This is a genomic window from Embleya hyalina, assembly GCF_003967355.1.
GTDB classification, from domain to species: Bacteria; Actinomycetota; Actinomycetes; order Streptomycetales; family Streptomycetaceae; genus Embleya; species Embleya hyalina.
In genome coordinates this window covers 57,165-79,028 of record NZ_BIFH01000032.1, presented here as the reverse complement: position 1 = coordinate 79,028, position 21,864 = coordinate 57,165, and the positions used below count along the sequence as shown (strand labels likewise).

Below are 21,864 nucleotides of genomic sequence, written 5' to 3'. Positions count from 1 at the left end.
GTGGCTGACCTGGGGATTGGCGGTTGGTGGGGCGGGGGTGTCGGGGGTGGTGGGGTTCAGGGGGTGGTTGTGGCCAGGAGGGTTGCTTCTGCCTCTGGGGACAGGCCGTGTGGGAGAGGGGGTTCGCCGCGGTTGCGGTCCCAGGTGAGGACGTCGGCCACCGTGATCGGGAGGGGGGTGGTGGGCATGCCGGCGGCTTGGGCTCGGGCGGCGCTGCGTTGGCGGGTGGGCCATTGGGCTCTTGGTGTGACCAAGGGGAAGTGGGCCGGGGCCGCGTCGATGGGGATCGGGACGAGTTCGACGTCGGTGCCGGCTGCCCTGGCGCAGGTTTCGATCAGGGTGCCCAGCGTGGTGGGTTCGGCGGGTCCGACGGCGTGGAAGGCGCCCGGGCGGTCGTCGGTCAGCAGGCGGGTGACCAGGTGGGCGAGGTCGCGGGAGTCGACCACCTGTACCGGCTGGTCCGGGTGGCCCGGTACGGCCACGCGGCCGCCGCGGGCGGCTCGGCGGACCCAGTAGGTGAAGGTTTCCTGGACGTCGTGGGGGCCGACGACCTTGCCGGGGCGCACGATCGTGGCGCGGTCGCCGTACCGGGCCAGGACGTCGTCCTCGCAGGCGACCTTGCACGGGCCGTACGTGTCGTTGTCGAGCACTTCGGTGTCGCGGCGCGGTGGGCGGCGCGGGGTGTCCTCGTCCGAGCCGGGGCCCACGCCGGTCTGTACGTATACCGCGTGGCTGGAGACGAACAGGTAGCGGCCGACGCGGTCGCCGAGTGCGGCCATGGCCTGGTTCACGTGGCGCGGGACGTAGCCGCTGACGTCGACCACCGCGTCCCATTCGCCGTCGCGCAGCGCCGCGTAGTCGCCGGTGTCGCGGTCGCCGATCAGCCGGGGCAGGTCCGGGAACAGGTGCGATCCGGTTCGTCCCCGCCCGAACAGGGTCACGTCGGCCCCCTCGCGCAGTGCGTCCTCGACGATCGCCCGGCCCACGAACGCGGTGCCGCCCAATACAAGAATGCGCATGGTTGGCGACCGTATCGGCTCGGGCGAATCCGTGTGTCGAATATTGGCGTGTCAACTGTGGTTGACACGCGGTGTCCGTCAACGTACGTTGACAGACATGACCGAAGCAACCGACCTCGCCAGTAGGGCGGGGGACCGTGATCCGCGCGTGGGCCTGCGGGCCGTGGCCGCGCTGCGGCGGCTGCTCGAACAGCTCGAGGCCGTGCAGGTGCGCAGTGCGCGCGTGCAGGGCTGGTCGTGGCAGGAGATCGCCGCCGAGCTGGGAGTAAGCCGTCAGGCAGTGCACAAGAAGCACGGGAGGAACTGATGTTCGAGAGGTTCACCGGCGACGCCCGCGCCGTCGTGCGTGGCGCGGTCGAGCACGCACAACGGGCCGAGGCCACCGAGGTGGGGGAGGAGCACATGCTCGCGGCGTTGCTGGACGGGCAGGGTACGTCGGCGGCCGTCGCACTGGCGACGATCGGATTCGTCGCCCATCGTGACGAGGTGGCGCGGGCGCTGGCCCGGGCGCGCCGGCGCGGCGGGGTGTCGCCCGCCGATCAGGCCGCGCTCGCCGACCTCGGGATCGACGTGGACGAGATCGTCGCCAGGGTCGAACAGGTGCACGGCGAGGGCGCGTTGGCGGTGGCGCCGCGACGTCGGCGGGTGTGGCCGTTCGGCGGGCGGTCGGCACCCGGGCCGTTCACGGAGGGGGCCAAGCGGGTGCTGGAGCGGTCGCTGCGGGAGGCGCTGGAGCGCGGGGACAAGCACATCGGCGACGAGCACATCCTGCTCGCGCTCACGTCCGGCCCGGGGGTGGTGGCCGATCTGCTCGCCGAATACGGGGTGACCCGCGTGTCGGTACTCCGGGCGCTGGCGCCGCCGACGGCCCAGGCGGGTTGACGCCCGGGGCGCCAGTACGCGGCGGGTGCCCGTACGCGGCGCGGAGCGCGAGCGGCCCGGCGCCGGCCCGGGGATCCGCGTGCGCGCCGGGCAGGCCCGGAGGCCCACCCGGCGCGCGCACGATCAGCCGAACAACCCCGCCTACTCGACCAGTCCGGCCCGCCGCAGCGCGTCCGCGATGGCGCCGCCGGCGGGCGGCTGCGACCCGCGGCTCTGCTTCGGCGGCGCGCCTCGGCGTCCCTGGCCACCGCCGGCCCCGCCGCCCTGACCCTGACCCTGCCGGGAGCCGGCCTGCCCCTGCCGCGAACCACCCGGCCCCTGTCGCGGGCCACCCTGGCGCCCGTCCCCGGACCGCCCGTCCCCGGACCGCCCGTCCCCGGACCGCCCCTCCCCGGATCGCCCGTCACGCCCCCCGCGCTCGGGCGCCTCGTCCTCCAGCCGCAGCGTCAACGAGATGCGCTTGCGCGGGATGTCGACGTCGAGCACCTTGACCCGAACCACGTCCCCCGACTTGACCACGTCGTGCGGGTCGCTCACGAAGGTCTTCGACATCGCCGACACGTGCACGAGCCCGTCCTGATGCACGCCGACGTCCACGAACGCGCCGAACGCGGCCACGTTCGTGACCACCCCCTCCAGGAGCATCCCGGGCCGCAGGTCGGACAACTTCTCGACGCCCTCCTTGAAGGTGGCCGTCTTGAACGCCGGTCGCGGGTCGCGCCCCGGCTTCTCCAACTCGCGCAGGATGTCGGTGACCGTCGGCAGCCCGAACTTCTCGTCGGTGAACGCCTTCGGGTCCAGCGCGCGCAACTTCGGCGCCGCGCCGATCAGGGCGCGTACGTCGCCACCGGCCACCGCCACGATCCGGCGCACCACCGGATAGGCCTCGGGGTGCACGGAGGAGGCGTCCAGCGGGTCGTCGCCGGCCGGGATCCGCAGGAAGCCGGCCGCCTGCTCGAACGCCTTCGGGCCGAGCCGCGCCACGTTCTTCAGGTCGCGCCGGGTCTTGAACGGCCCATTCGTGTCCCGGTGTTGCACGATGTTCTCGGCCAGTGTCGCGCCGATCCCGGACACCCGGGTGAGCAGCGGCGCGGAGGCGGTGTTGACGTCCACGCCGACCGCGTTCACGCAGTCCTCGACCACCGCGTCGAGCGACCTCGACAACTTCAGTTCGGACAGGTCGTGTTGGTACTGGCCCACGCCGATCGACTTCGGGTCGATCTTGACCAACTCGGCCAGCGGATCCTGGAGTCGGCGGGCGATCGACACCGCGCCGCGCAACGACACGTCCAGGTCCGGGAGTTCCTGCGAGGCGAAGGCCGAGGCGCTGTACACCGAGGCGCCGGCCTCGGAGACCATCACCTTGGTCAGGCCCAACTCGGGGTGCTTGGCGATCAGCTCGGCGGCCAGCTTGTCGGTCTCGCGCGAGGCGGTGCCGTTGCCGATCGCGATCAGGTCCACCCGGTGGGCGGCGGCAAGGCGCGCGAGGGTGGCGATCGACTCGTCCCAGCGGCGGCGCGGCTCGTGCGGATAAATCGTCTCGGTCGCCACCACCTTGCCGGTGTCGTCGGTGACCGCGACCTTGACCCCGGTACGCAGGCCCGGGTCGAGGCCCATCGTGGCGCGGGTGCCGGCCGGCGCGGCCAGCAGCAGGTCGCGCAGGTTGGCCGCGAACACCCGGACCGCCTCGTCCTCGGCCTCCTGGCGCAGCCGACCGCGCAGGTCGATGCCCAGGTGCACCAGGATCCGGGTCCGCCAGGCCCAGCGCACGGTGTCCGCGAGCCACTTGTCGGCGGGGCGGTCGCGGTTGGTGATACCGAAGGTGTGTGCGATCGAACGTTCGTACTCGGTCGGACCGTCACCCTCCTCGGCCGCGTCCGTCGTGGGGGCCAGCGTCAGGTCGAGGACGTCCTCCTTCTCGCCCCGGAACATCGCCAGGATCCGGTGCGACGGCAGCCGGGTGAACGGCTCGGCGAAGTCGAAGTAGTCGGCGAACTTGGCGCCCGCCTCCTCCTTGCCCTCGCGCACCTTCGCCACCACACGACCGCGCGTCCACATCTTCTCGCGCAGCGCGCCGATCAGGTCGGCGTCCTCGGCGAACTGCTCGACCAGGATCGCGCGGGCGCCCTCCAGCGCCGCCTGCGCGTCGGCGACGCCCTTGTCCGGGTCGACGAACGCCCCGGCCGCGGCGACCGGATCGCGCGACGGGTCGCCCAGCAGCCCGAGCGCCAGCGGTTCGAGGCCGGCCTCGCGGGCGATCTGCGCCTTGGTCCGGCGCTTGGTCTTGTACGGGAGGTAGATGTCCTCGAGGCGGGCCTTCGAGTCGGCCGCCATGATCTGCGCCCGCAGCGTGTCGTCCAACTTGCCCTGCGCCTCGATCGCGGCGAGCACGGCGACCCGACGCTCGGCCAGCTCCCGCAGGTAGCGCAGCCGTTCCTCCAACGTGCGCAACTGCGTGTCGTCGAGGGTCCCGGTCACCTCCTTGCGGTAGCGGGCGATGAACGGCACGGTCGCACCCCCGTCGAGCAACTCGACGGCCGCCCTGACCTGCCCCTCGCGAACCCCGAGCTCCTCGGCGATCAGCCGATGCACGTCCTGCTGTGTGCCCTGCTCCGAACCCTGCTGCCCAGACACCGACATCGTCACGTCCCGATCCACATCATCACCAACCATCCCCCGGCATTCTCCCGCCCCACCCACCCCGCTGTCGCGCAGCCCCACCGGGAAGACCGGTTCGTCCTCACGCACGCGTGTGCGATCGACTACCGTCTGCATCGCATCAGTTCTGTCGGCGAGTGGGCACGCCCGAGGGTGATATGTCCAGATGGAATCGAGGTTCGATGTGTCCGAGCAATTCGTGGTCGATCTCGACTGGCTCGACCGATTGGCGGAGCGGTTCGCGGCGTGCGCCGACGCCGCCGGGCAGGTTCTGAAGGCACTCGAGGAGACCGGACCGATTCGTACCGGGCACAAGAGCCTGGATCGATCCTGCTCGGCCTTCAATCACAAATGGCAGGAAAACGTCGACACATTCCGCGGGGAGATATCGGAATTACGCCGGGGCCTGGGCGTGGCGAGACGCAACTACGGCACGACCGAGCACGCCGTCGCCACTTCGATGACCGCGCCGCAGACGCCGCCGGCCACGACGGCCACGCAGGCCACGCCGGTCACGGCGGCCTCGACGGCCGCGCCGACCGACGAGGCGCCCGCGACCGGGTCGCCGCGGATCAGGGAGTTCTTCGCCTGATGGGGGCGAAGGAGGACTTCCCGGGACTGCGATTCGACCCGACCCCCGGCATCCCCGGCGCCGTCGACGCGCTCCTGGCGCAGGTTCGCGGCGTGGTCGTCCAGATGGGGCAGGTGCAGACCGAATTGGATGCGACCCTGCTGCGACCCGCAGCCTGGCAGGGGCGAGCGGGAAGCGAATTCCAGCGCCGGGTCACGGATTTGGTGCCGCATCTCGGTGTCCTGCGCGACTCGCTGCAGACCGTACAACTGAGCCTCGCGGGTTGGTTGTCGGCGCTGACCCTCTATCAGCAAACCCGTAAATCGCTGGACGATCAGGCCCTCACCGCCCGACGGCGCAAGGACGCCGCCGAACAATCCTTGGACCGGATCGCGAAGACCATGATCTTCGGCGGCGGTTCGAGCCAGGCCGATGAGGCCCACGCGCGACAACTCGGGGCGGAGGCCGACGCGGCCGGCGCCGAACTCGCGTCGATCCTTCGGCAGGCGAAGGGTCTCAAGGAGCAACACGACGGCTCCGCCGAGAGCGCGGCCCGCGACATCGAGCAGGCGGCCAAGGACTTCGGGCGCTACCGCTCGATGGGTACGACGATCCAGACCGCACTGGAGGCCCTGGACAAGGGCTTCGACGCACTGACGCGCCAGGATCCCGGCGAACAGCGCGAGGGAATGGACCGTGACGGCGGTCGTTCCGGAAGCAAGGGGTTCAACTTCAACAACGACTGGGCCGGACGCGAGATTCTCGCCCGATATCTGCGCGGTGGCGGCGACTGGACGATCCGCGACGACCCGGACTGGAACGACTACATGAACAGCAATCACAAGCTGAACACGGTGCTCGAAGCCGGTGGCAGGGACGAGACCAACGACACGACGTTGCCACCGTATTTCCTCCGGATAGCAGAGGGCGCGGTCGACCGCCGGTCCACGTACTCCACATTCGACGTGACGGGCCACATGGCCGTCGAGAATGGTGAGGGATTCGTCGGCTACCAATACCTGCACGGCACCAACAAGAATGTGGGGGACTTCAATGCCCGGGGAAACGCGGTGGTGAGCGTGTTGCCCAACGGGGACAAAGAGGTGCGTATCCAGGCCGACCTCACGTGGAACGACACGATAGATCCGAACAAGAAGTACGAATCCGACAGCTGGAAGAGCAAGGTCGCCGAAGTCGTCACTCTCGGTCGAGCCGAGTCCTACGACCTCCACGTGACCTGGCCTCGCGACGCGGTCGTGGTGTTTCCGGCCGACGGCAGCCCGCCTGTCGTCAGGAGCGGGCCGGGGAAGAGGTGAACGGGTCGGCGGGTATCGGGGCGCTTCCGGCGCGAGTCGGCCGGTCGCGGCCGGTTCGAGGACGGGCGATCCGGTGGCTGGCCGCCGCGGTCGTTGTCGCCGGGTGCGAGGGCGCGGGTCCGAGTCCGGTGCCGGCGCAGACCGCGCCGTACGGCCAGCACAGCCGCTATCACACCGGAAGCGTGGCCACGCCGGAGTATTGGGCGCGATCGCCCTGGGATCGGTTCGCCATGGAAGTGCAGACCAAAGCCGATCCGGCGCGGCCGGGCTCGCGGCTGGCGCGATTTCTGGTGCGCACCTTCGAGCCGGACGGATATGGGGAGGGCGAGCGGGGCAAGATCGTGCATTCGGATGATCGTTGGTATCCGGAGAGTCGACAGGGGCCCGAGTTCCGGTGGGACCGGGTTTCCGATCGGGTCTGGCTGATGGTCGGACACTCCCCGTACGAGGAGGGCCGGCCCGAGATCCGGTCGATCGCGCCGGGGCCGGACGGGAACTGGGTATCACGCGTCGTGCCGCCCGAGGAGGACGCCACGCTGCCGCCTTCGGTCCGAGAGTCGGGGGAACGATTGGGCATGCGAAGCAGACCCGGAGGCGAGGCCAATTTCCCCCGCATCCCGCTGCCTTCCGGCACGCTCGGCGGTGCGCAGTTCGACGATCACTCCCCGGATTCCGGCCGCTGACCCGGCTGCCGATCGCCCGCTACGCCGAATGGTCGCGAAAGGCCGGTACCCGGCTCGGGCGGGGGCGGTTCTGGGCCTCGAGTAGGGGGAGGGTGCGCATGGGGACCACCTCCGACAAGGCGATGACGCTCGTGGTGCGGACCACCTCGGGGATACGGTTGATGTCGATCAGGATTTGTTGCAGGTCCTGATTCGAGGTGGCGGCGATGCGGCAGTGCACGTCGCCGATGCCGGTGGTGCCGTACGCCTCCAGCACCTGCGGGACCGCGGCCAGCGCCGTGGCCACGCCCGACAGGCCGCCCTGGGCGATCTCCAGTGTGACGAAGGCCAGGACCGGGTATCCGGCGGCGACCAGATCCACCTCGGGGCCGTAGCCGGTGATCACTCCGGCCGCCTCCATCCGGTCCAGCCGGGCCTGGACGGTGGCGCGGGAGACCCCGATCAACCGGGACAGCTCCAGCATGCCGGCGCGCGGATGTTGCCGGCCCGCCCGAATGAGACGTACGTCCAACTCGTCCAGGGTGATGCGCGAATCCTGAAGATCGTCTCGCATATGGCTCTCTCACCTAGGCAATCTGTATAGCTCCCAGACGAGATGTTGTCAGATGTTGTCAGCGGAAGTGTACTTCCGGCATCCGTTCCTTTCCGAGGGGATCGCCCGTCATGAGCACCTTCAACACCCTGGAAGACACCGACATCCTCGTCGGCGCCGTCGAGCACGACCCGGCGGGCGACCCCTTCCCCGTCATCGCGATGGACCACGTCCGGTTCTTCGTGGGCAACGCCAAACAGGCCGCGCACTACTACTCCACCGCGTTCGGGATGACCTGCGTCGCCTACCGCGGTCCCGAGACCGGCTCCCGCGACGCCGCCGAGTACGTCCTCGTCTCCGGCAAGGCCCGCTTCGTGATCACCGGCGAGGTACACGCCGGCACCGAGATCGGCGCCGCCCTCCTCGCCCACGGCGACGGCGTCTCCGACCTGGCCATCGAGGTCCCGGACGTGGACAAGGCGATCGCCTACGCCCGCGAGCACGGCGCCACCGTCCTGGTCGAGCCGCACGACGACAGCGACGAGCACGGCACCGTGCGCAGCGCCGTCCTGGCCACCTACGGCCAGACCCGGCACACCCTGGTGGACCGCTCCGCCTACAAGGGCCCGTTCCTGCCCGGCTTCGTCGCCGCCGAGCCGCTGTTCCGCGGCAAGCCCGCCGCGCACCCCAAGCGCTACTTCCAGGCCATCGACCACTGCGTGGGCAACGTCGAGCTGGGCAAGATGGACGAGTGGGTGTCCTTCTACAACCGCGTCATGGGCTTCACCAACATGAAGGAGTTCGTCGGCGACGACATCGCCACCGAATACTCCGCGCTCATGTCCAAGGTCGTCACCAGCGGCAACCACCGGGTCAAGTTCCCGCTCAACGAGCCCGCGATCAGCCGCAAGAAGTCGCAGATCGACGAATACCTCGAGTTCTACGGCGGCCCCGGCGTGCAGCACATCGCGCTCGCCACCAACGACATCGTGGCCTCGGTGCGCGCGATGAGCGAGATGGGCGTCGAGTTCCTGTCCACCCCGGACAGCTACTACGACACGCTGGGGGAGTGGGCGGGCGAGACCCGGGTACCGGTCGAGACGCTGCGCGAATTCAAGATCCTGGTCGACCGCGACGAGGACGGCTACCTGCTCCAGATCTTCACCAAGCCCGTCCAGGACCGGCCCACCGTGTTCTTCGAACTGATCGAGCGGCACGGTTCGCTCGGCTTCGGCAAGGGGAACTTCAAGGCGCTGTTCGAGGCGATCGAGCGCGAGCAGGAGCGGCGCGGCAACCTCTAGGCCGCGACGCGTCCGCCCGGCCGGCACGGCCGGGCGGGCGGGCCGACACGGTCGAGGACGGGCAGCGAAGCGCACAGGGCGCGGGAGCGGACGGAGGAGTCGGGCAGTCATGGCGTACTACCGCAGCGTGGGCGAGGTGCCACCCAAGCGGCACACCCAGCACCGCCGCCCGGACGGCGGCCTGTACTACGAGGAGCTGATGGGGGAGGAGGGCTTCTCCTCCGACTCCTCCCTGCTCTACCACCGCGCGATCCCCTCGGCCATCGCCGACGCGACCGTGTGGGAGGTCCCGGACCAGACGGTCACCGCCAACCACCCGCTCAAGCCGCGCCATCTCAAGTTGCACGACCTGTTCGCGGACAACGAGTGGAAGGCCGTCGACGCGGTCACCGGCCGCCGGCTCGTGCTCGGCAACGCCGACGTGCGGATTTCCTACGTCGTCGCCGGCAGCACCTCCCCGCTGTACCGCAACGCGCTCGGCGACGAGTGCGTCTACGTCGAGTCCGGCTCGGGGACGGTGGAGACCGTCTTCGGCGCGCTGACCGTCGGCCCCGGCGACTACGTGATCCTGCCGCGCGCCACCACCCACCGGTGGGTGCCGAGCGGCGACGAGCCGCTGCGCGCGTACTGCATCGAGGCCAACTCGCACATCGCGCCCGCCAAGCGCTACCTCTCCCGGTTCGGCCAACTCCTGGAACACGCGCCGTTCTGCGAGCGCGACCTGTGCGGGCCCGTACAGCCGCTCCTGGTCGAGGCCGGCGACGTCGAGGTCCTGGTCAAGCACCGCGGCCTGGGCGGCGAGATCGCCGGCACCCGCTACGTGTACCCCACGCACCCGTTCGACGTGGTGGGCTGGGACGGGTGCCTGTACCCGTACGTGTTCAACATCTCCGACTTCGAGCCGATCACCGGCCGGATCCACCAACCGCCGCCCGCGCACCAGGTGTTCGAGGGCCAGGGGTTCGTGATCTGCAACTTCGTGCCGCGCAAGGTGGACTACCACCCGCTGTCGATCCCGGTGCCGTACTACCACTCCAACGTGGACTCGGACGAGGTCATGTTCTACTGCGGGGGCAACTACGAGGCCCGCAAGGGCTCCGGGATCGGCCAGGGGTCGATCTCGCTGCACCCGGGCGGGCACGCGCACGGGCCGCAGCCCGGCGCCTACGAGCGCAGCATCGGCATCGAGTTCTTCGACGAACTGGCGGTCATGGTGGACACGTTCCGGCCCCTGGGCGTCGGCGAGGGGGGCCTCGCGAGCGAGGACCCGGCGTACGCGTGGACCTGGGCCGGGAAGGCGCCGCGGACATGAGCGCGGGCACGAACGCGGACCCGGGCACGGACACCCGACCATCCGAACCGCCGCTGTTCGCGGGGTTGTGGGACGACGCGGCGCTGTTCCCGCCCGGGAACGCCCCGATGGCCGAGGCGGTGCCCGCGCACCGGGTCTACCGCGCCGAATGGTTCGCCGACTTCGTCCGGCACTTCCTGGTCGGCGTCGCGCACCTGCCCGACCTGGTCGCGCTCGCCGACCCCGAAGCGCCGCTGCGCGTGGTGCTCGTGGCGCCGGGCGGGCCGGCCACGGTGGGGCCCGCGGTACGCACCATCCTGGACACCCCCGGGTTGCTCCTGGAGGGCATCGAGGTCGCCGGCGACGGCGAGATCGGCAAGGCGGTCGCGGCGCTGCACGAACACCTGCCGGAGATGACGGCGGGCTACGTCGAGGTCCTCAAAGGCGCGGGCCTCGACGCAGACCTGGACAATCTCGCCGGCACGTACGGGCGGCCCAAGTTCCGCACCGGTGGTACCGCCGCGCACGCGTTCCCGAACGAGGTCGAACTGGCCGCGTTCGTACACGCGTGCCGGGTCCGCGAAATGCCGTTCAAGGTCACGGCCGGGCTGCACAACGCCGTGCGGCACACCGACCCGACCACGGGTTTCGAGCACCACGGTTACCTCAACCTGATGCTCGCCACCCACCACGCCGTCGCCGGCGCCGAACCGGACGCGCTCGCGGACCTGCTGGCCATCCGCGACAGCGCCGAACTCACCCGCATGGCGCACGAACTCACCGTGCCCGAGCGCACCCGCCTGCGCGGCTACCTGACCTCGTACGGAACCTGTAGCGTCGCCGAGCCGCTCCAGGACGCGCTCACGCTCGGCCTGCTCGGCGAACCCCCGCACCGGCGGGACTGACCGCCCGCACCACCGCGACCGATCCAACGAGGAGCCGCACCCCATGCCCAGCACCTGGGTCCCGCTGCCGACCGACTCGGGCTACGGCATCGACAACCTGCCCTACGGCGTGTTCACCACCGACCACGAGCCGGACCGGCCGCGCGTCGGGGTGGCCATCGGCGACTTCGTGCTCGACGCCGGTGCCGCCGCGCACGCGGTCGGCGCGACCCCCGAGGTGTCGGCCGTGCTGGACGCGCCGAGCCTGACCGGGCTGATGGCCGCCGGACGCCCGACCTGGCGCGGCGTACGGGCCGCGATCACCACCTGGCTGACCGACCCGGGCCTGCGGGCGAGCGTCGAGCCGCACCTGATCCCGCGGCGGGACGTGGTGCTGCGGCTGCCCTTCGAGCCGGCCGACTACGTGGACTTCTACGCCTCCGAGCACCACGCGACCAACCTCGGCCGGATCTTCCGACCCGGCACCGAGCCGCTGAGCCCGAACTGGAAGCACCTGCCGATCGGCTACCACGGCCGCGCGGGCACCGTCGTGGTCTCGCACACCCCGATCGTGCGCCCCAGCGGACAGCGCAAGGCGCCGACCGACGCGGTGCCGTCCTTCGGGCCCACCCGGCGGCTCGACATCGAGGCCGAGGTCGGCTTCGTCGTCGGCGCCGGCTCCGAGCTGGGCACGCCGGTCGGCCTCGGCGACTTCGCCGACCACGTGTTCGGCGTGTGTCTGCTCAACGACTGGTCCGCGCGCGACATCCAGGCCTGGGAATACGTCCCGCTGGGCCCGTTCCTGGGCAAGTCGTTCGCCACCTCGGTATCGCCGTGGATCGTGCCGCTCGAAGCACTCGACGCCGCGCGCGTGGCACCCCCCGCGCGCGACGTCGAGCCACTGCCCTACCTGGACGACCGTGCCGCCGAGCCGTGGGGACTGGACCTGAGCATGGAGGTCCGGCTCAACGGACACGTGATCTCCCGGCCGCCGTTCGCGTCGATGTACTGGACCGCCGCGCAGCAGCTGGCGCACATGACCGTCAACGGCGCCTCGCTGCGCCCGGGCGACCTGTTCGCCTCCGGCACGGTCAGCGGGCCCGAGGTCGGCGAGCGCGGCGCGCTGATCGAGATCACCTGGAACGGCGAGAACCCCCTCAAGCTCCCGGACGGGTCGAGCCGGACCTATCTGGAGGACGGCGACGAGGTCACGATCACCGCTACCGCCCCCGGCCCGAACGGCACGCGTCTCGGGTTCGGTGAGGTCAGCGGCCGGATCGTGGCGGCGCGCTGACGATTTGTCGGCTCCCGCAGCTTGCGGGAGCCGGCATATCGTCGGGACGGCAAGGGCAGCGGTAGCGGGCAACAGAGGGGTCCCATGTCGTCGTTCGTACATTCGTCCTGGAGCAAAACCGCCGTTTCACCCGTCATGGTGGGCCTGACCGGGGCCTTCGTGGTGGCCTCCGCCGTGGTCAGCGCCATGTACGGCTTCATCGGCTCGGGCATCGGGCTCTTGGGCGGCGCGGTGTTATGCGCGTTCCTGTCGGTCGTGCGGGTGCACGTCGACCAACGCGGGCTGACCGTCGAGTTCGGGCTGCTGCCGTGGCCGCGCAAGCGGGTGCCGCTGGGCGAGATCCGCACGGCCGGACACCGCGAGGTCCGGGCGCTGCGCGAGTTCGGCGGCTGGGGATACCGGATCAAGTCGAGCGCGACCGGGGTCGTGCAGCGCTCCGGCGAGGCGCTGACGCTCACCCTCGTCTCCGGACGCGAGTTCGTGGTCACCGTGTCCGACGCGCCCCAGGGAGCCGCGGTCCTGAACCGCCTGCTGGGCAACCGGGTCTGAGCGAGGCGGCTCCGGGTCCACGAAGGGCCCCGGGGCCGTCGTGCGGCCCCGGAAGGGCCGTCGCCCGCCTACCGCCGCGAACCCCTGTCCAGCGCGTCACGGCCGCCCTGTCGGCCCGGGTGGCGAGTTCACACACCGGGCGGCGGAGTTCGGGCGGCCGCAGCGTCGGCCGACGAGGTCGTGGACCCCGCCGAGCCACTTCTCGGCGATGATCCACGACTTCGGCTCGTCGTTCCCGTCTTGCGAGCCGATCGCTCACAGGGTCGGGCTCACCCGGCGTGGATCGCCCGGTGTTGCCCGCTTTTGTCGTAGTATCCGGGGCCGGCGACCAGGGCGGTGCGGAAATACAGGCCCTCGCCGACCACGCCGTTGTTGTTGCCGTGTCCGGGCACGAACGGCTGCCACAGGGCCACCAGCAGTTCCGGGGCCACCAGCGACGCGCCTTCGGTCTCCACCCGGACGGGTGTCAGTTCGCCGAGCAGTCGGGTGACGTCCACGGCCGGTGTGCCGAAGACGTCGATACCCAGACACAGGACCGTGTCGGCGAAATCGTCCTCGGACCGGTGTACCTCGATCGCCTCGACCAGTCCGTCCTTGTCGCTCACCACATGAATCGAGAGGTCCGCACCGAAGTGGGCGAACCCACGAGTGCGTCCCGACAGATCTCCTCCGAGTTCGCGCAGAGCGGCCTCTGCCTCGTCCATGGACATGCCGATCTTGATCGGCCCTACGCCGTACGGCGGATCCAACTCAAGCTGCACGTGATCTCCCTCGCCTCGAACAACCGAGTATGACGCACCGTCATCGGGCCTCCTCGCACCCGGTTGCCGGTTCGACGCGAGAGGGTGCCCCGGTGCCCGCACACGGACCGCACCACTCCCGCCGACGTCGATCCCGGCATCGTCTTTATACCCATTCGGGTCAACGGGGAGACCGCCGGGCCACCCCGGAACGGGTCAGCGCGGGGTGCCGAAGACCTGCGTCCAGGACGTGCCGTAGGTGCCGCCGGTGACATATCCGACACCGATTTCGGTGAACTCCGCGGTGAGGATGTTCTTGCGATGTCCGGGGCTGTCCATCCACCCCTGCACCACCTCGGCCGGGCTGCGCTGGCCGCAGGCGATGTTCTCCCCTATCCGGCTGTACAGGTAGCCCGCCGCCATCGCCCGGTCCCACGGCTCGCGGCCGTCCGGATCGGTGTGCGAGAAGAACGCCCGGGTGATCATGTCCGCGCTGAACGCCTGAGCGCACGCCGTCAGTTGCGGCTGCGGGGCGAGCGGACGCAGACCGTGCCGGGCCCGCTCGACGTTGGTCAGCTCGACCACGCCGCGCTGGAACTCGGAGAGACCGGACGGCGTTTGCGTCTCCTCCTCGACGTCGACGCCGAAGTCCCGGGCGATGCCCGCGAGGCCGTCCGCGTAGCCCTGACCGAGCGCGCGCACCTTCCACTGCGCGCCGCGCCGATAGATCTCGGCGAGCAACAACACCGTCTCGGTGCGTGGTCGCGGCGGGGTGAAGCGCGCGAGCAGCGTGCCGCTCGCGCCGGTGAGCGTCATCGCCGGCGGCGGCAGATCGCCGAGGGTGTGCGTGGTGTCGGCCGGGCTGACCACCACGGTCACCCGCGTCGCGCCCGCGCGCAGGCCGGAGGGATCCACGGTGACGGTGTCGCCGCCGAGCCGCACCCCGGGCGCGGAGACCTGGTTGAAGAAGACGAAGTCGGCGTCGCCGGACACCCGTCGGTCCTCACCGGTGATCAGCGCGGAGATGTCGAACGGCCCGGGCACCCGTACCCGCACGACGCCGACCGGTAGGGATTGGTTCGCGCCCGGCGGCAGTTCGCTCATGGCCGCTGATTCTAACGATGGATCATGGGCGGTCGATCGGGCACGGATCGACACCGGACCCACGGCCGGGCCGGACCCCCGACACGACCCCGGCCGTACCCCGCACCGGACCGGGACCGCCCCGGCCCCGACGCCCGATCAGACCTCGGTGACCCGGCCGTCCGCGACCCGCAGCCGGCGGGTGGTACGGACCGCGTCCAGCATCCGGCGGTCGTGGGTGACCAGGAGCAGGGTGCCCGCGTACGACTCCAGCGCCGACTCCAACTGCTCGATCGCGGGCAGGTCCAGGTGGTTCGTCGGCTCGTCCAGGACCAGCAGGTTGACCCCCTCGGCCTGGAGCAGCGCCAGCGCCGCCCGGGTGCGCTCACCCGGGGACAACGTCGCCGCCGGACGCAGCACATGCGCCGCCTTGAGCCCGAACTTGGCCAGCAGCGTGCGGACATCGGCCGGCGGCAGATCCGGGACCAGCGCGCAGAACGCGTCCAGGAGCGGCCGGTCGCCCAGGAACAACCCGCGCGCCTGGTCCACCTCGCCCACCACCACCCCCGAGCCGAGCGAGCCCCGACCCGCCGTCAACCCGGTGCGCCCGAGCAGCGCCGCGAGCAGCGTCGACTTGCCCGCGCCGTTCGCGCCGGTGATCGCGACCCGATCCGCCCAGTCGATCTGCAGCGTCACCGGACCGAGCGTGAACCCGCCGCGCTCGACCACCGCGCCGTGCAGCGTGGCCACCACCGCGCCCGCGCGCGGGGCGGCGGCGATCTCCATCCGCAGCTCCCACTCCTTGCGCGGCTCCTCGACCACGTCGAGGCGTTCGATCATGCGCTCGGTCTGCCGGGCCTTGGACGCCTGCTTCTCGCTCGCCTCGGCCCGGGTCTTGCGGCTGATCTTGTCGTTGTCCGTGGACTTGCGCCGCGCGTTGCGGGTGCCCTTGTCCATCCACCCGCGCTGCATCCGGGCCCGGGCCTCGAGGTCGCCGCGCTTGTCGGCGTACTCCTCGTAGTCCTCGCGCGCGTGCCGGCGGGCCACCTCGCGCTCGGTCAGATAGGCGTCGTAGCCGCCGCCGAAGCTGCGCACCTGCTGCTGGGCCAGATCCAGCTCGACCACCCGGTCCACCGTGCGGGCCAGGAACTCGCGGTCGTGGCTGATCACCACGGTGCCGGCGCGCAGCCCGGTGACGAACTTCTCCAACCGGTCCAGGCCGTCCAGGTCCAGGTCGTTGGTCGGCTCGTCGAGCAGGAACACGTCGTAGCGGCTGAGCAGCAGCGACATCAGCCCCGCGCGGGCCGCCTGGCCGCCGGACAGCGCGGTCATCTCCCGATCGAGGTCCACCGCCAGGCCCAGTTCCGCCGCGACCTCCTCGGCCCGCTCCTCCAGGTCCGCGCCACCCAGGTCCAGCCAACGATCCAGCGCCACGCTGTACTCGTCGTCGGCCCCCGCGCGACCCTCGACCAGCCCCTCGGTCGCGGCGTCCAGCGCGGCCTGCGCGGCGGCGACGCCGGTGCGGCGGGCCAGGAACGCGCGCACCGTCTCGCCCGGCCGCCGCTCCGGCTCCTGCGGCAGGTGGCCCACCGACGCGGTCGGCGGCGACAGCTGTACCGAACCCGCCTCCGGCGCGGCCAGGCCGGCCAGCAGCCGCAACAGGGTGGACTTGCCCGCGCCGTTGACCCCGACCAGGCCCACGACGTCGCCGGGGGCGATCACCAGGTCCAGTCCGGAGAACAGGACACGGTCACCGTGTCCGGCGGCAAGGTCTTTGACGACGATCGTGGCGCTCATGAGGATACGGATCCTATCGGCCGCGGCGACGCGAGCCGGTGCGAGGATGTCGAAGTTCGCGTGACATCGGCCGAGAACGGCCTCCCCGGAAGGACGATGCGATGACCACCGAGTCCCGGCCCGAACCGTACGAGGCACTGCCCGAGGACTGGGAGCGCGCGCTCGCCATCGTCGCGCACCCCGACGACCTCGAATACGGCGCGGCCGCCGCGATCGCCCGCTGGGCCCGACAGGGCAAGCGGATCACGTACGTCATGGTCACCAGCGGCGAGGCCGGCATCGACGGCCTGGACCCGGACGAGTGTCGCCCGCTGCGCGAGGCCGAACAGGTCGAATCCGCGCGCATCGTCGGCGTGGACACGGTCGAATTCCTCGGCTACCCCGACGGCGTGGTCGAGTACGGGCTGCCGCTGCGCCGCGACCTGTCCCGGGTGATCCGCCGGCACCGCCCGGAGATCGTGATCACCGGCAACTTCCGGGGCACCTGGGGCGGCGCGTTCCTCAACCAGGCGGACCACATCGCGGTCGGCCGCGCCGTGGTGGACGCGGTGCGCGACGCGGGCAACCGCTGGATCTTCCGCGAGCTGCTCGACGAGGGCCACCAGCCGTGGGGCGGGGTGCGCGCGGTGTGGGCGAACGGGTCGCCGGAGTCCGGGCACGCGGTGGACACCACCGACGACTTCGCCGCGGGCGTGGCCTCGCTGGAGGCGCACACGGCCTACCTCGCCGGCCTGGGACAGGGCCATCAGATGGCCGACGCGGCGGAGTTCCTGGAGGGCATGGGCCGGGCCGCGGGCGCGCGCCTGGGCACCCGGTTCGCCGCCGGGTTCGAGGTGTACCCCATGGGCTGAGCCCGGGCACGCCGGCGTGAGTACGCTGCCCGCATGATCGATTGGCAGCACATCCGAGGCCGAACCCTCGCCGTGCTCGCGACGGGGGCACTGGTCATCACCGCGGTGAGCGCGTGCGGCGGAGACGACGGCCCGAGCGGGTCCGGCAAACGCCTGAACGTGGAGAAGTTCCGACAGCAGGTCCGACCGATCGGAGAGCACGGCACCGTGTGCCCGCTCCCGTACGACGTCGCCGCCGCGGCCCGCAAGGTCCACATCGACGGCACGGTCACCCCCGGCGAACCGGCCGCGTCCGGCGCCGAGGGGTGGTCCGACGACGAGGCGGCGGCCCGCGACCCGCAGTCGAACCTCACCCCGGTCCAGCGGGTCAACGGCGTCGCCCTGACCTGCTCCTATCGCGTCGGCGCCGACAAGATCGACGTGGGCACGTACGGCGCCCGGCGCGGCTTCCCGCTCAACATCGCGCTGCCGGTGATCCAGCGCGACTCCAACGCGAGGTCGGCGGTCCTGGGCCCGTTCGCCGACGACATCGGGACGGGCGAGCCGCAGCGGGTGATCCCGGTCGGCGACGGGCACGTCGCGGCCGTACGGCTGCGGGTGACCGGGCCCGGCTCGGCGGCGATGTACGTCTCGTCGGAGACGCTGACACCGGAGCGCGTCGCCGACCTCGCCGGCGCGCTGGCCGGGCAACTCGACTGACCCCGGGAGCGGGTCACCTCGACCGGGCGCGGGCGGCGTTCATCTCGTCCACCGCCCCCAACGCGTCGCCGATCGTCGCGTAGTCCACCGCGACGAAGTTCACCGGTCGCCCGCGCTGCGCCTCGCACGCGCGAGCCCGGTCGAGCACGTATCGGTGCTCGTTGACCTGTCCGGCGTCCAACCGGCTGCCGCCCAGGTTGGTGATGAAGTGGTTCATCAGGAACAGCCGCTTGTCGGTGCCGCCCCGGTTGGGCGCACAGGACATGTCGGCGGGGGTGAGGAAGGTGAACGGGGTCTCCATGCCGTACTGGTAGAAGTTGCGGTACCACGGCGCCGGACCACTGGCCCGCTCGGCGAACACCACCAGGCGTTTGCCGTCGCGGACCATGTCCCCCAGCTTCGGCCACTTCGCCGCCGGGTCCGCGGACGGCGTGTACAGCAGCCGCTCGACGCCGGCCTCGCGGAACGCCTGTTCGGTCTGCTCGCCGGTGATGTCGTCCTGCAGGATCAGCGTCACCACCTCACCCGGGTTGTCGTCGAGCCACGCGCCGATCTCGCGCAGGGTCGGAGCCAGCGGGATCGCGCCCGCGCGGCACAGCGCGTGGCACAACCACAGGCCCGGGCGCGGCGGGTTGGCCAGGTCGATCAGCCGCAACACCTCGGCCTGCATGTCCGGCGCGAAGCTGGAGACGCTGAGTCGGGGCTGGACCTGGTCGGGCTGCTCCCAGGTATAGGTGTCCAGTTGCAGGCCGCGCGCGCCCGCGTTGAGCTGCGCGGTGATGTCCGGGTCCTGGAGCGGGCCGATGAACCGGTCCGCGGTATTGGCCATGGCGTTGTGCGTGGTCAGGTAGGCGACCTCGTCGTAGCGCAGCTCGCACAGGTCGATCGACCCCAGGCAGTGCGGTTCCTCGCTCTTGCCCGCCGCGACGGGGACCACGGTGGCGCCCAGGATCAGGGTCGCGACGGTGAGCGCGGCGGCCGTCGCGGCGAGCGCGATGCGGTGGCGCGGGGGCAGGTTCAGCGCCCGGCGGGCGGCGGCGCGGCGCCAGCTCCAGGCGCCGGCGACCAGGAGCAGGCCGAGTACGAGGGGGACCAGCGCGACGAACAGGCCGACACGGGTGAGCGAGGAGATCGCGGACTCCTGCACGTCGGTGACCAGCGTGTTCACCGAATGCGGCCAGGAGGGCGACGGCTGGGCCAGTACGTTCGGCAGCCGGCCGCGGACGAGCAGGACCAGCGCGCCGGTCAGCGCTCCGCCGACGGCCAGGGACCAGCCGATCACGGGCACGCGGCGTGTCCACGAGGGCGGCCCGGTGAGCCACAGCAGGGCCACGGCGGCGATGCCGAGCACGGTGGCCAGCGTCTGGATCGGGCCGAGGGCGAGTTTGGTGAAGCCGCGGGCGGTGGAGACGCTGCTCAGGTTCAGGCCGGCCCGGCGCAGGTCCGGGAGCACGTCCCACTGCCCGTCGTCGGTGCGCTCGGCCAGGTCGGAGGAGGCCGAACCGGCGCCGCCGCCCAGCACGTACGGCCCGACCACGGCGAGCGCTCCGGCGATGTCGCCGGTGGCGAGCGCGGCGGTCACCTGGGCGCGCACCCCGAACCGGGCGTCCGCCGGAACCACCGCGACCAGGGCGTCGACGGTGGCGGCCATGCTCGGAGCGTCCAGCACGAAGGTGGGGAAGTCGGCCGGCCGGCGGCCCGCGGCGAGGTCGTCGAGGGTGGCGTCCAGGCCCTCGCGAAACGCGGCGAAGTCGGCGGAGGGGCGGCCCTGCACGTTGGCGATCAGGTCCCCGAGGTACAACTCGGCGACGCCGCCGACGTTGGCCAGGATCGGCCGCAGATCCAGGACCAGCCGCAACTCGGGCTGCTCGCCGCGCAGGTAGCCGATCGTGTTCGCGATCTGCGTGTCGACGATGCCGCGCAGGGTCGCGGGCGGCAGCACGGTCTTGAGGTTGGCGGTGACCACCGACGGCGGCACGGGCATCCGCGCCAGCAGGTCCCGGGTGACCCGGGCGGCGGCCGGATCGACCAGCACCTCGTCGTACATCCGCTCGTAGGCCCGCTCGTCGTCGAGCGCCCCCTGATAGAAGGCCCGATTGAGCACGGTGCTCCGAGCGATCCCGGCCGAGCCCAACACGACCACGGCCAGCACCAAGACCAGCGCGGCAACCCCCCGAAGCACCACCACCCACCGACCAACACCCATCCCCCCACGCTCACCCGCCCACCGCCCCCGCGCGATCCCAGCCACCCATCCGGGGGCGGAACGGGGGCGGGGTGGTGGTGGGCCGCTGCCGGCGCGCGGGGTTCCGAGACTCCGGCTTTCGGTGAGACGGGTGTGTTGGTCGGGGAAAACCGGCCTGCAGCGGCGGGGAGGGTGGGTGCTTGGGTCGGGGCCGCCGGGGCGCCTTCCCGGGTGGGTCGGGCGTTCCCGGCGGGCGTTGCGCCTGTGGCTGCGGGTGACCGGTCCGGGGCTCGTCAGAGTCGACGGTGGGCCGCCGCGGGCGTGCGGGGCTCCGAGACGCCGGCTTTCGGTGAGACGGGCACGTGGCTCACCGAAAACCGGCCAGCAGCGGCGGGGAGGGTGGGTGGTCGGGTCGGGGCTGCGGGGGCGCCTTCCCGGGTGGGTCGGGCGTTCCCGGCGGGCGTTGCGCCTGTGGCTGCGGAGGGCCGGTCCGGGGCTCGTCAGCGTCGACGGTGGGCCGCCGCAGGCGTGCGGGGCTCCGAGACTCCGGCTTTCGGCGAGATGGGTGTGTTGCTCACCGAAAACCGGCCAGCAGCGGCGGGGAGGGTGGGCGCTCGGGTCGAGTCCGCCGGGGCACCTTCCCGAGTGGGTCGGGGAGTTGCGGAGGCGTTTGGGAAGGAGTTGGGGTTCGGAACCGGATCGCGGTGGGTGTCTCTGGGCTTTGAGCTTCGTTGACCTGCGGTTTTGCGTGGTCGGGGGCAAAGTCGGGCGCCGAGTGCCGGTTTCGTGCACGCCGTCCCCGTCAAGCCGGTGTGGAGACCGAAACTGTGTAGTGGAAGTCGACTTCGCGTGCCGTGACGTCACGGAGGCTGTCTAGGAGACCGAAAGTGCCAGGTGGGGGTCGAAACCGGATCTCAAGGCACCCGAAACTGCTCCCATCAACGCTGACCTGCGGTTTTCTCTCACACAAAGGCTGCGGCACCCCACGGGATCCCGTTTCGTGAACCGGCGCCACCCACACACCCACCACACACAAAATCACCCGACCCACTCGGGAAGGCGCCCCGGCAGCCCCGACCCAAGCACCCACCCTGCCCGCCGCTGCAGGCCGGTTTTCGGTGAGCAACGTGCCCGTCTCGTCGGGAACCCCAGGCTTCGGAGTCCCGCACGCCTGGCGGCCCACCACCGACTGTAACGAGCCCCGGACCGGCCCTCCGCAGCCACAGGCGCAACGCTCGTCGGGAATGGCCGACCCACCCGGGAAGGCGCCCCGGCAGCCTCGACCCGAGCGCCCACCCTCCCCGCCGCTGCAGGCCGGGTTTCGGTGAGCAACACACCCATCTCGCCGGAAGCCGGAGTCTCGGAGTCCCGCACGCCTGCGGCGGCCCGCCTCGTGGCCCAGGTCAACCCCGCACCGGTGCCCGGTCACCGGAAGCGCAGCGAGCGCCGGGAGTAACCGACCCACCCGGGTAGCCGGGCAGGTTCGGCGGAGCCGAGTCGGGGAGGACGCCGGTCGGGCGCCGGGTCGG

19 protein-coding genes are annotated in these 21,864 nt (G+C 71.5%); 12 read left to right on the top strand and 7 right to left on the bottom strand.

Annotation, left to right across the window (positions count from 1 at the left end; translation table 11 throughout):
- Positions 1 to 56: 56 nt before the first annotated feature.
- The gene (locus tag EMA17_RS34630) at positions 57 to 1,019 is read right to left on the bottom strand and encodes an NAD-dependent epimerase/dehydratase family protein (protein WP_126641132.1); all 963 of its coding nucleotides are present in this window, start codon (positions 1,017 to 1,019) and stop codon (positions 57 to 59) included.
- 97 nt (positions 1,020 to 1,116) lie between these two features.
- Here EMA17_RS34630 and EMA17_RS34625 point away from each other — a divergent pair, with 97 nt between their 5' ends.
- Positions 1,117 to 1,326, top strand: a complete 210-nt coding sequence (locus EMA17_RS34625; protein WP_026218136.1) for an RNA polymerase sigma factor sigma-70 region 4 domain-containing protein — start codon at positions 1,117 to 1,119, stop codon at positions 1,324 to 1,326.
- Entirely contained in the window at positions 1,326 to 1,901 is a 576-nt protein-coding gene (locus EMA17_RS34620) for a Clp protease N-terminal domain-containing protein (protein ID WP_126641131.1), read from the top strand. The genes EMA17_RS34625 and EMA17_RS34620 overlap by 1 nt, the downstream gene beginning before the upstream one ends.
- 141 nt (positions 1,902 to 2,042) lie before the next feature.
- Here the strand turns inward: EMA17_RS34620 and EMA17_RS34615 are convergent, their stop codons facing one another.
- Positions 2,043 to 4,541, bottom strand: a complete 2,499-nt coding sequence (locus EMA17_RS34615; protein ID WP_126641221.1) for a Tex family protein — start codon at positions 4,539 to 4,541, stop codon at positions 2,043 to 2,045.
- Positions 4,542 to 4,725: 184 nt separating this feature from the next.
- Between EMA17_RS34615 and EMA17_RS34610 the strand changes: the two genes are divergently transcribed.
- The 3 genes from EMA17_RS34610 to EMA17_RS34600 all read left to right on the top strand — a co-directional run bounded on the left by EMA17_RS34610 (position 4,726) and on the right by EMA17_RS34600 (position 7,129).
- A complete protein-coding gene (locus tag EMA17_RS34610; RefSeq protein WP_126641130.1) occupies positions 4,726 to 5,151 on the top strand; it encodes a DUF6317 family protein in 426 nt (141 codons plus the stop codon).
- Positions 5,151 to 6,446 carry a WXG100 family type VII secretion target gene (locus tag EMA17_RS34605; RefSeq protein ID WP_126641129.1) on the top strand — a complete coding sequence of 432 codons (1,296 nt, stop codon included), beginning with the start codon at positions 5,151 to 5,153 and terminating at the stop codon, positions 6,444 to 6,446. Before EMA17_RS34610 ends, EMA17_RS34605 begins: the two co-directional genes overlap by 1 nt.
- Before the next feature lie 128 nt (positions 6,447 to 6,574).
- A complete protein-coding gene (locus EMA17_RS34600) occupies positions 6,575 to 7,129 on the top strand; it encodes a hypothetical protein (RefSeq protein ID WP_126641128.1) in 555 nt (184 codons plus the stop codon).
- Positions 7,130 to 7,148: 19 nt separating this feature from the next.
- Here EMA17_RS34600 and EMA17_RS34595 read toward each other — a convergent pair whose 3' ends face one another.
- Positions 7,149 to 7,682, bottom strand: a complete 534-nt coding sequence (locus EMA17_RS34595; protein WP_126641127.1) for an Lrp/AsnC family transcriptional regulator — start codon at positions 7,680 to 7,682, stop codon at positions 7,149 to 7,151.
- Between the two features lie 200 nt (positions 7,683 to 7,882).
- On the opposite strand from EMA17_RS34595, the gene hppD reads away from it, so the two are divergent.
- The 5 genes from hppD (at position 7,883) to EMA17_RS34570 (ending at position 12,980) form a co-directional block, all read left to right on the top strand.
- Complete coding sequence (hppD, locus tag EMA17_RS34590; protein ID WP_246127105.1) at positions 7,883 to 8,962, top strand: 4-hydroxyphenylpyruvate dioxygenase; 1,080 nt, start codon at positions 7,883 to 7,885, stop codon at positions 8,960 to 8,962.
- Positions 8,963 to 9,071: 109 nt separating this feature from the next.
- Positions 9,072 to 10,274: a homogentisate 1,2-dioxygenase gene (locus tag EMA17_RS34585; RefSeq protein ID WP_126641126.1), complete on the top strand. Its 1,203-nt coding sequence runs from the start codon at positions 9,072 to 9,074 to the stop codon at positions 10,272 to 10,274.
- Positions 10,271 to 11,158: a hypothetical protein gene (locus tag EMA17_RS34580; protein WP_126641125.1), complete on the top strand. Its 888-nt coding sequence runs from the start codon at positions 10,271 to 10,273 to the stop codon at positions 11,156 to 11,158. Before EMA17_RS34585 ends, EMA17_RS34580 begins: the two co-directional genes overlap by 4 nt.
- Before the next feature lie 43 nt (positions 11,159 to 11,201).
- Positions 11,202 to 12,431, top strand: a complete 1,230-nt coding sequence (gene fahA / locus EMA17_RS34575; RefSeq protein ID WP_126641124.1) for a fumarylacetoacetase — start codon at positions 11,202 to 11,204, stop codon at positions 12,429 to 12,431.
- A gap of 84 nt (positions 12,432 to 12,515) precedes the next feature.
- Positions 12,516 to 12,980 carry a hypothetical protein gene (locus EMA17_RS34570; protein ID WP_126641123.1) on the top strand — a complete coding sequence of 155 codons (465 nt, stop codon included), beginning with the start codon at positions 12,516 to 12,518 and terminating at the stop codon, positions 12,978 to 12,980.
- Between the two features lie 269 nt (positions 12,981 to 13,249).
- Here the strand turns inward: EMA17_RS34570 and EMA17_RS34565 are convergent, their stop codons facing one another.
- The 3 genes from EMA17_RS34565 to EMA17_RS34555 form a co-directional block, all read right to left on the bottom strand.
- Entirely contained in the window at positions 13,250 to 13,741 is a 492-nt protein-coding gene (locus EMA17_RS34565) for a hypothetical protein (protein ID WP_126641122.1), read from the bottom strand.
- Positions 13,742 to 13,936: 195 nt separating this feature from the next.
- The gene (locus tag EMA17_RS34560) at positions 13,937 to 14,824 is read right to left on the bottom strand and encodes a CAP domain-containing protein (protein ID WP_126641121.1); all 888 of its coding nucleotides are present in this window, start codon (positions 14,822 to 14,824) and stop codon (positions 13,937 to 13,939) included.
- A 138-nt stretch (positions 14,825 to 14,962) separates the two neighbouring features.
- A complete protein-coding gene (locus EMA17_RS34555) occupies positions 14,963 to 16,600 on the bottom strand; it encodes an ABC-F family ATP-binding cassette domain-containing protein (RefSeq protein WP_126641120.1) in 1,638 nt (545 codons plus the stop codon).
- A gap of 101 nt (positions 16,601 to 16,701) precedes the next feature.
- Here EMA17_RS34555 and EMA17_RS34550 point away from each other — a divergent pair, with 101 nt between their 5' ends.
- Together EMA17_RS34550 and EMA17_RS34545 are read left to right on the top strand one after the other, a co-directional pair.
- Positions 16,702 to 17,451 carry a PIG-L deacetylase family protein gene (locus tag EMA17_RS34550; RefSeq protein WP_126641119.1) on the top strand — a complete coding sequence of 250 codons (750 nt, stop codon included), beginning with the start codon at positions 16,702 to 16,704 and terminating at the stop codon, positions 17,449 to 17,451.
- Between the two features lie 33 nt (positions 17,452 to 17,484).
- Positions 17,485 to 18,150 carry a hypothetical protein gene (locus EMA17_RS34545; RefSeq protein WP_126641118.1) on the top strand — a complete coding sequence of 222 codons (666 nt, stop codon included), beginning with the start codon at positions 17,485 to 17,487 and terminating at the stop codon, positions 18,148 to 18,150.
- A gap of 13 nt (positions 18,151 to 18,163) precedes the next feature.
- Here EMA17_RS34545 and EMA17_RS34540 read toward each other — a convergent pair whose 3' ends face one another.
- The gene (locus EMA17_RS34540; RefSeq protein WP_126641117.1) at positions 18,164 to 20,356 is read right to left on the bottom strand and encodes a phosphoinositide-specific phospholipase C-related protein; all 2,193 of its coding nucleotides are present in this window, start codon (positions 20,354 to 20,356) and stop codon (positions 18,164 to 18,166) included.
- Between the last annotated feature and the right edge of the window lie 1,508 nt (positions 20,357 to 21,864).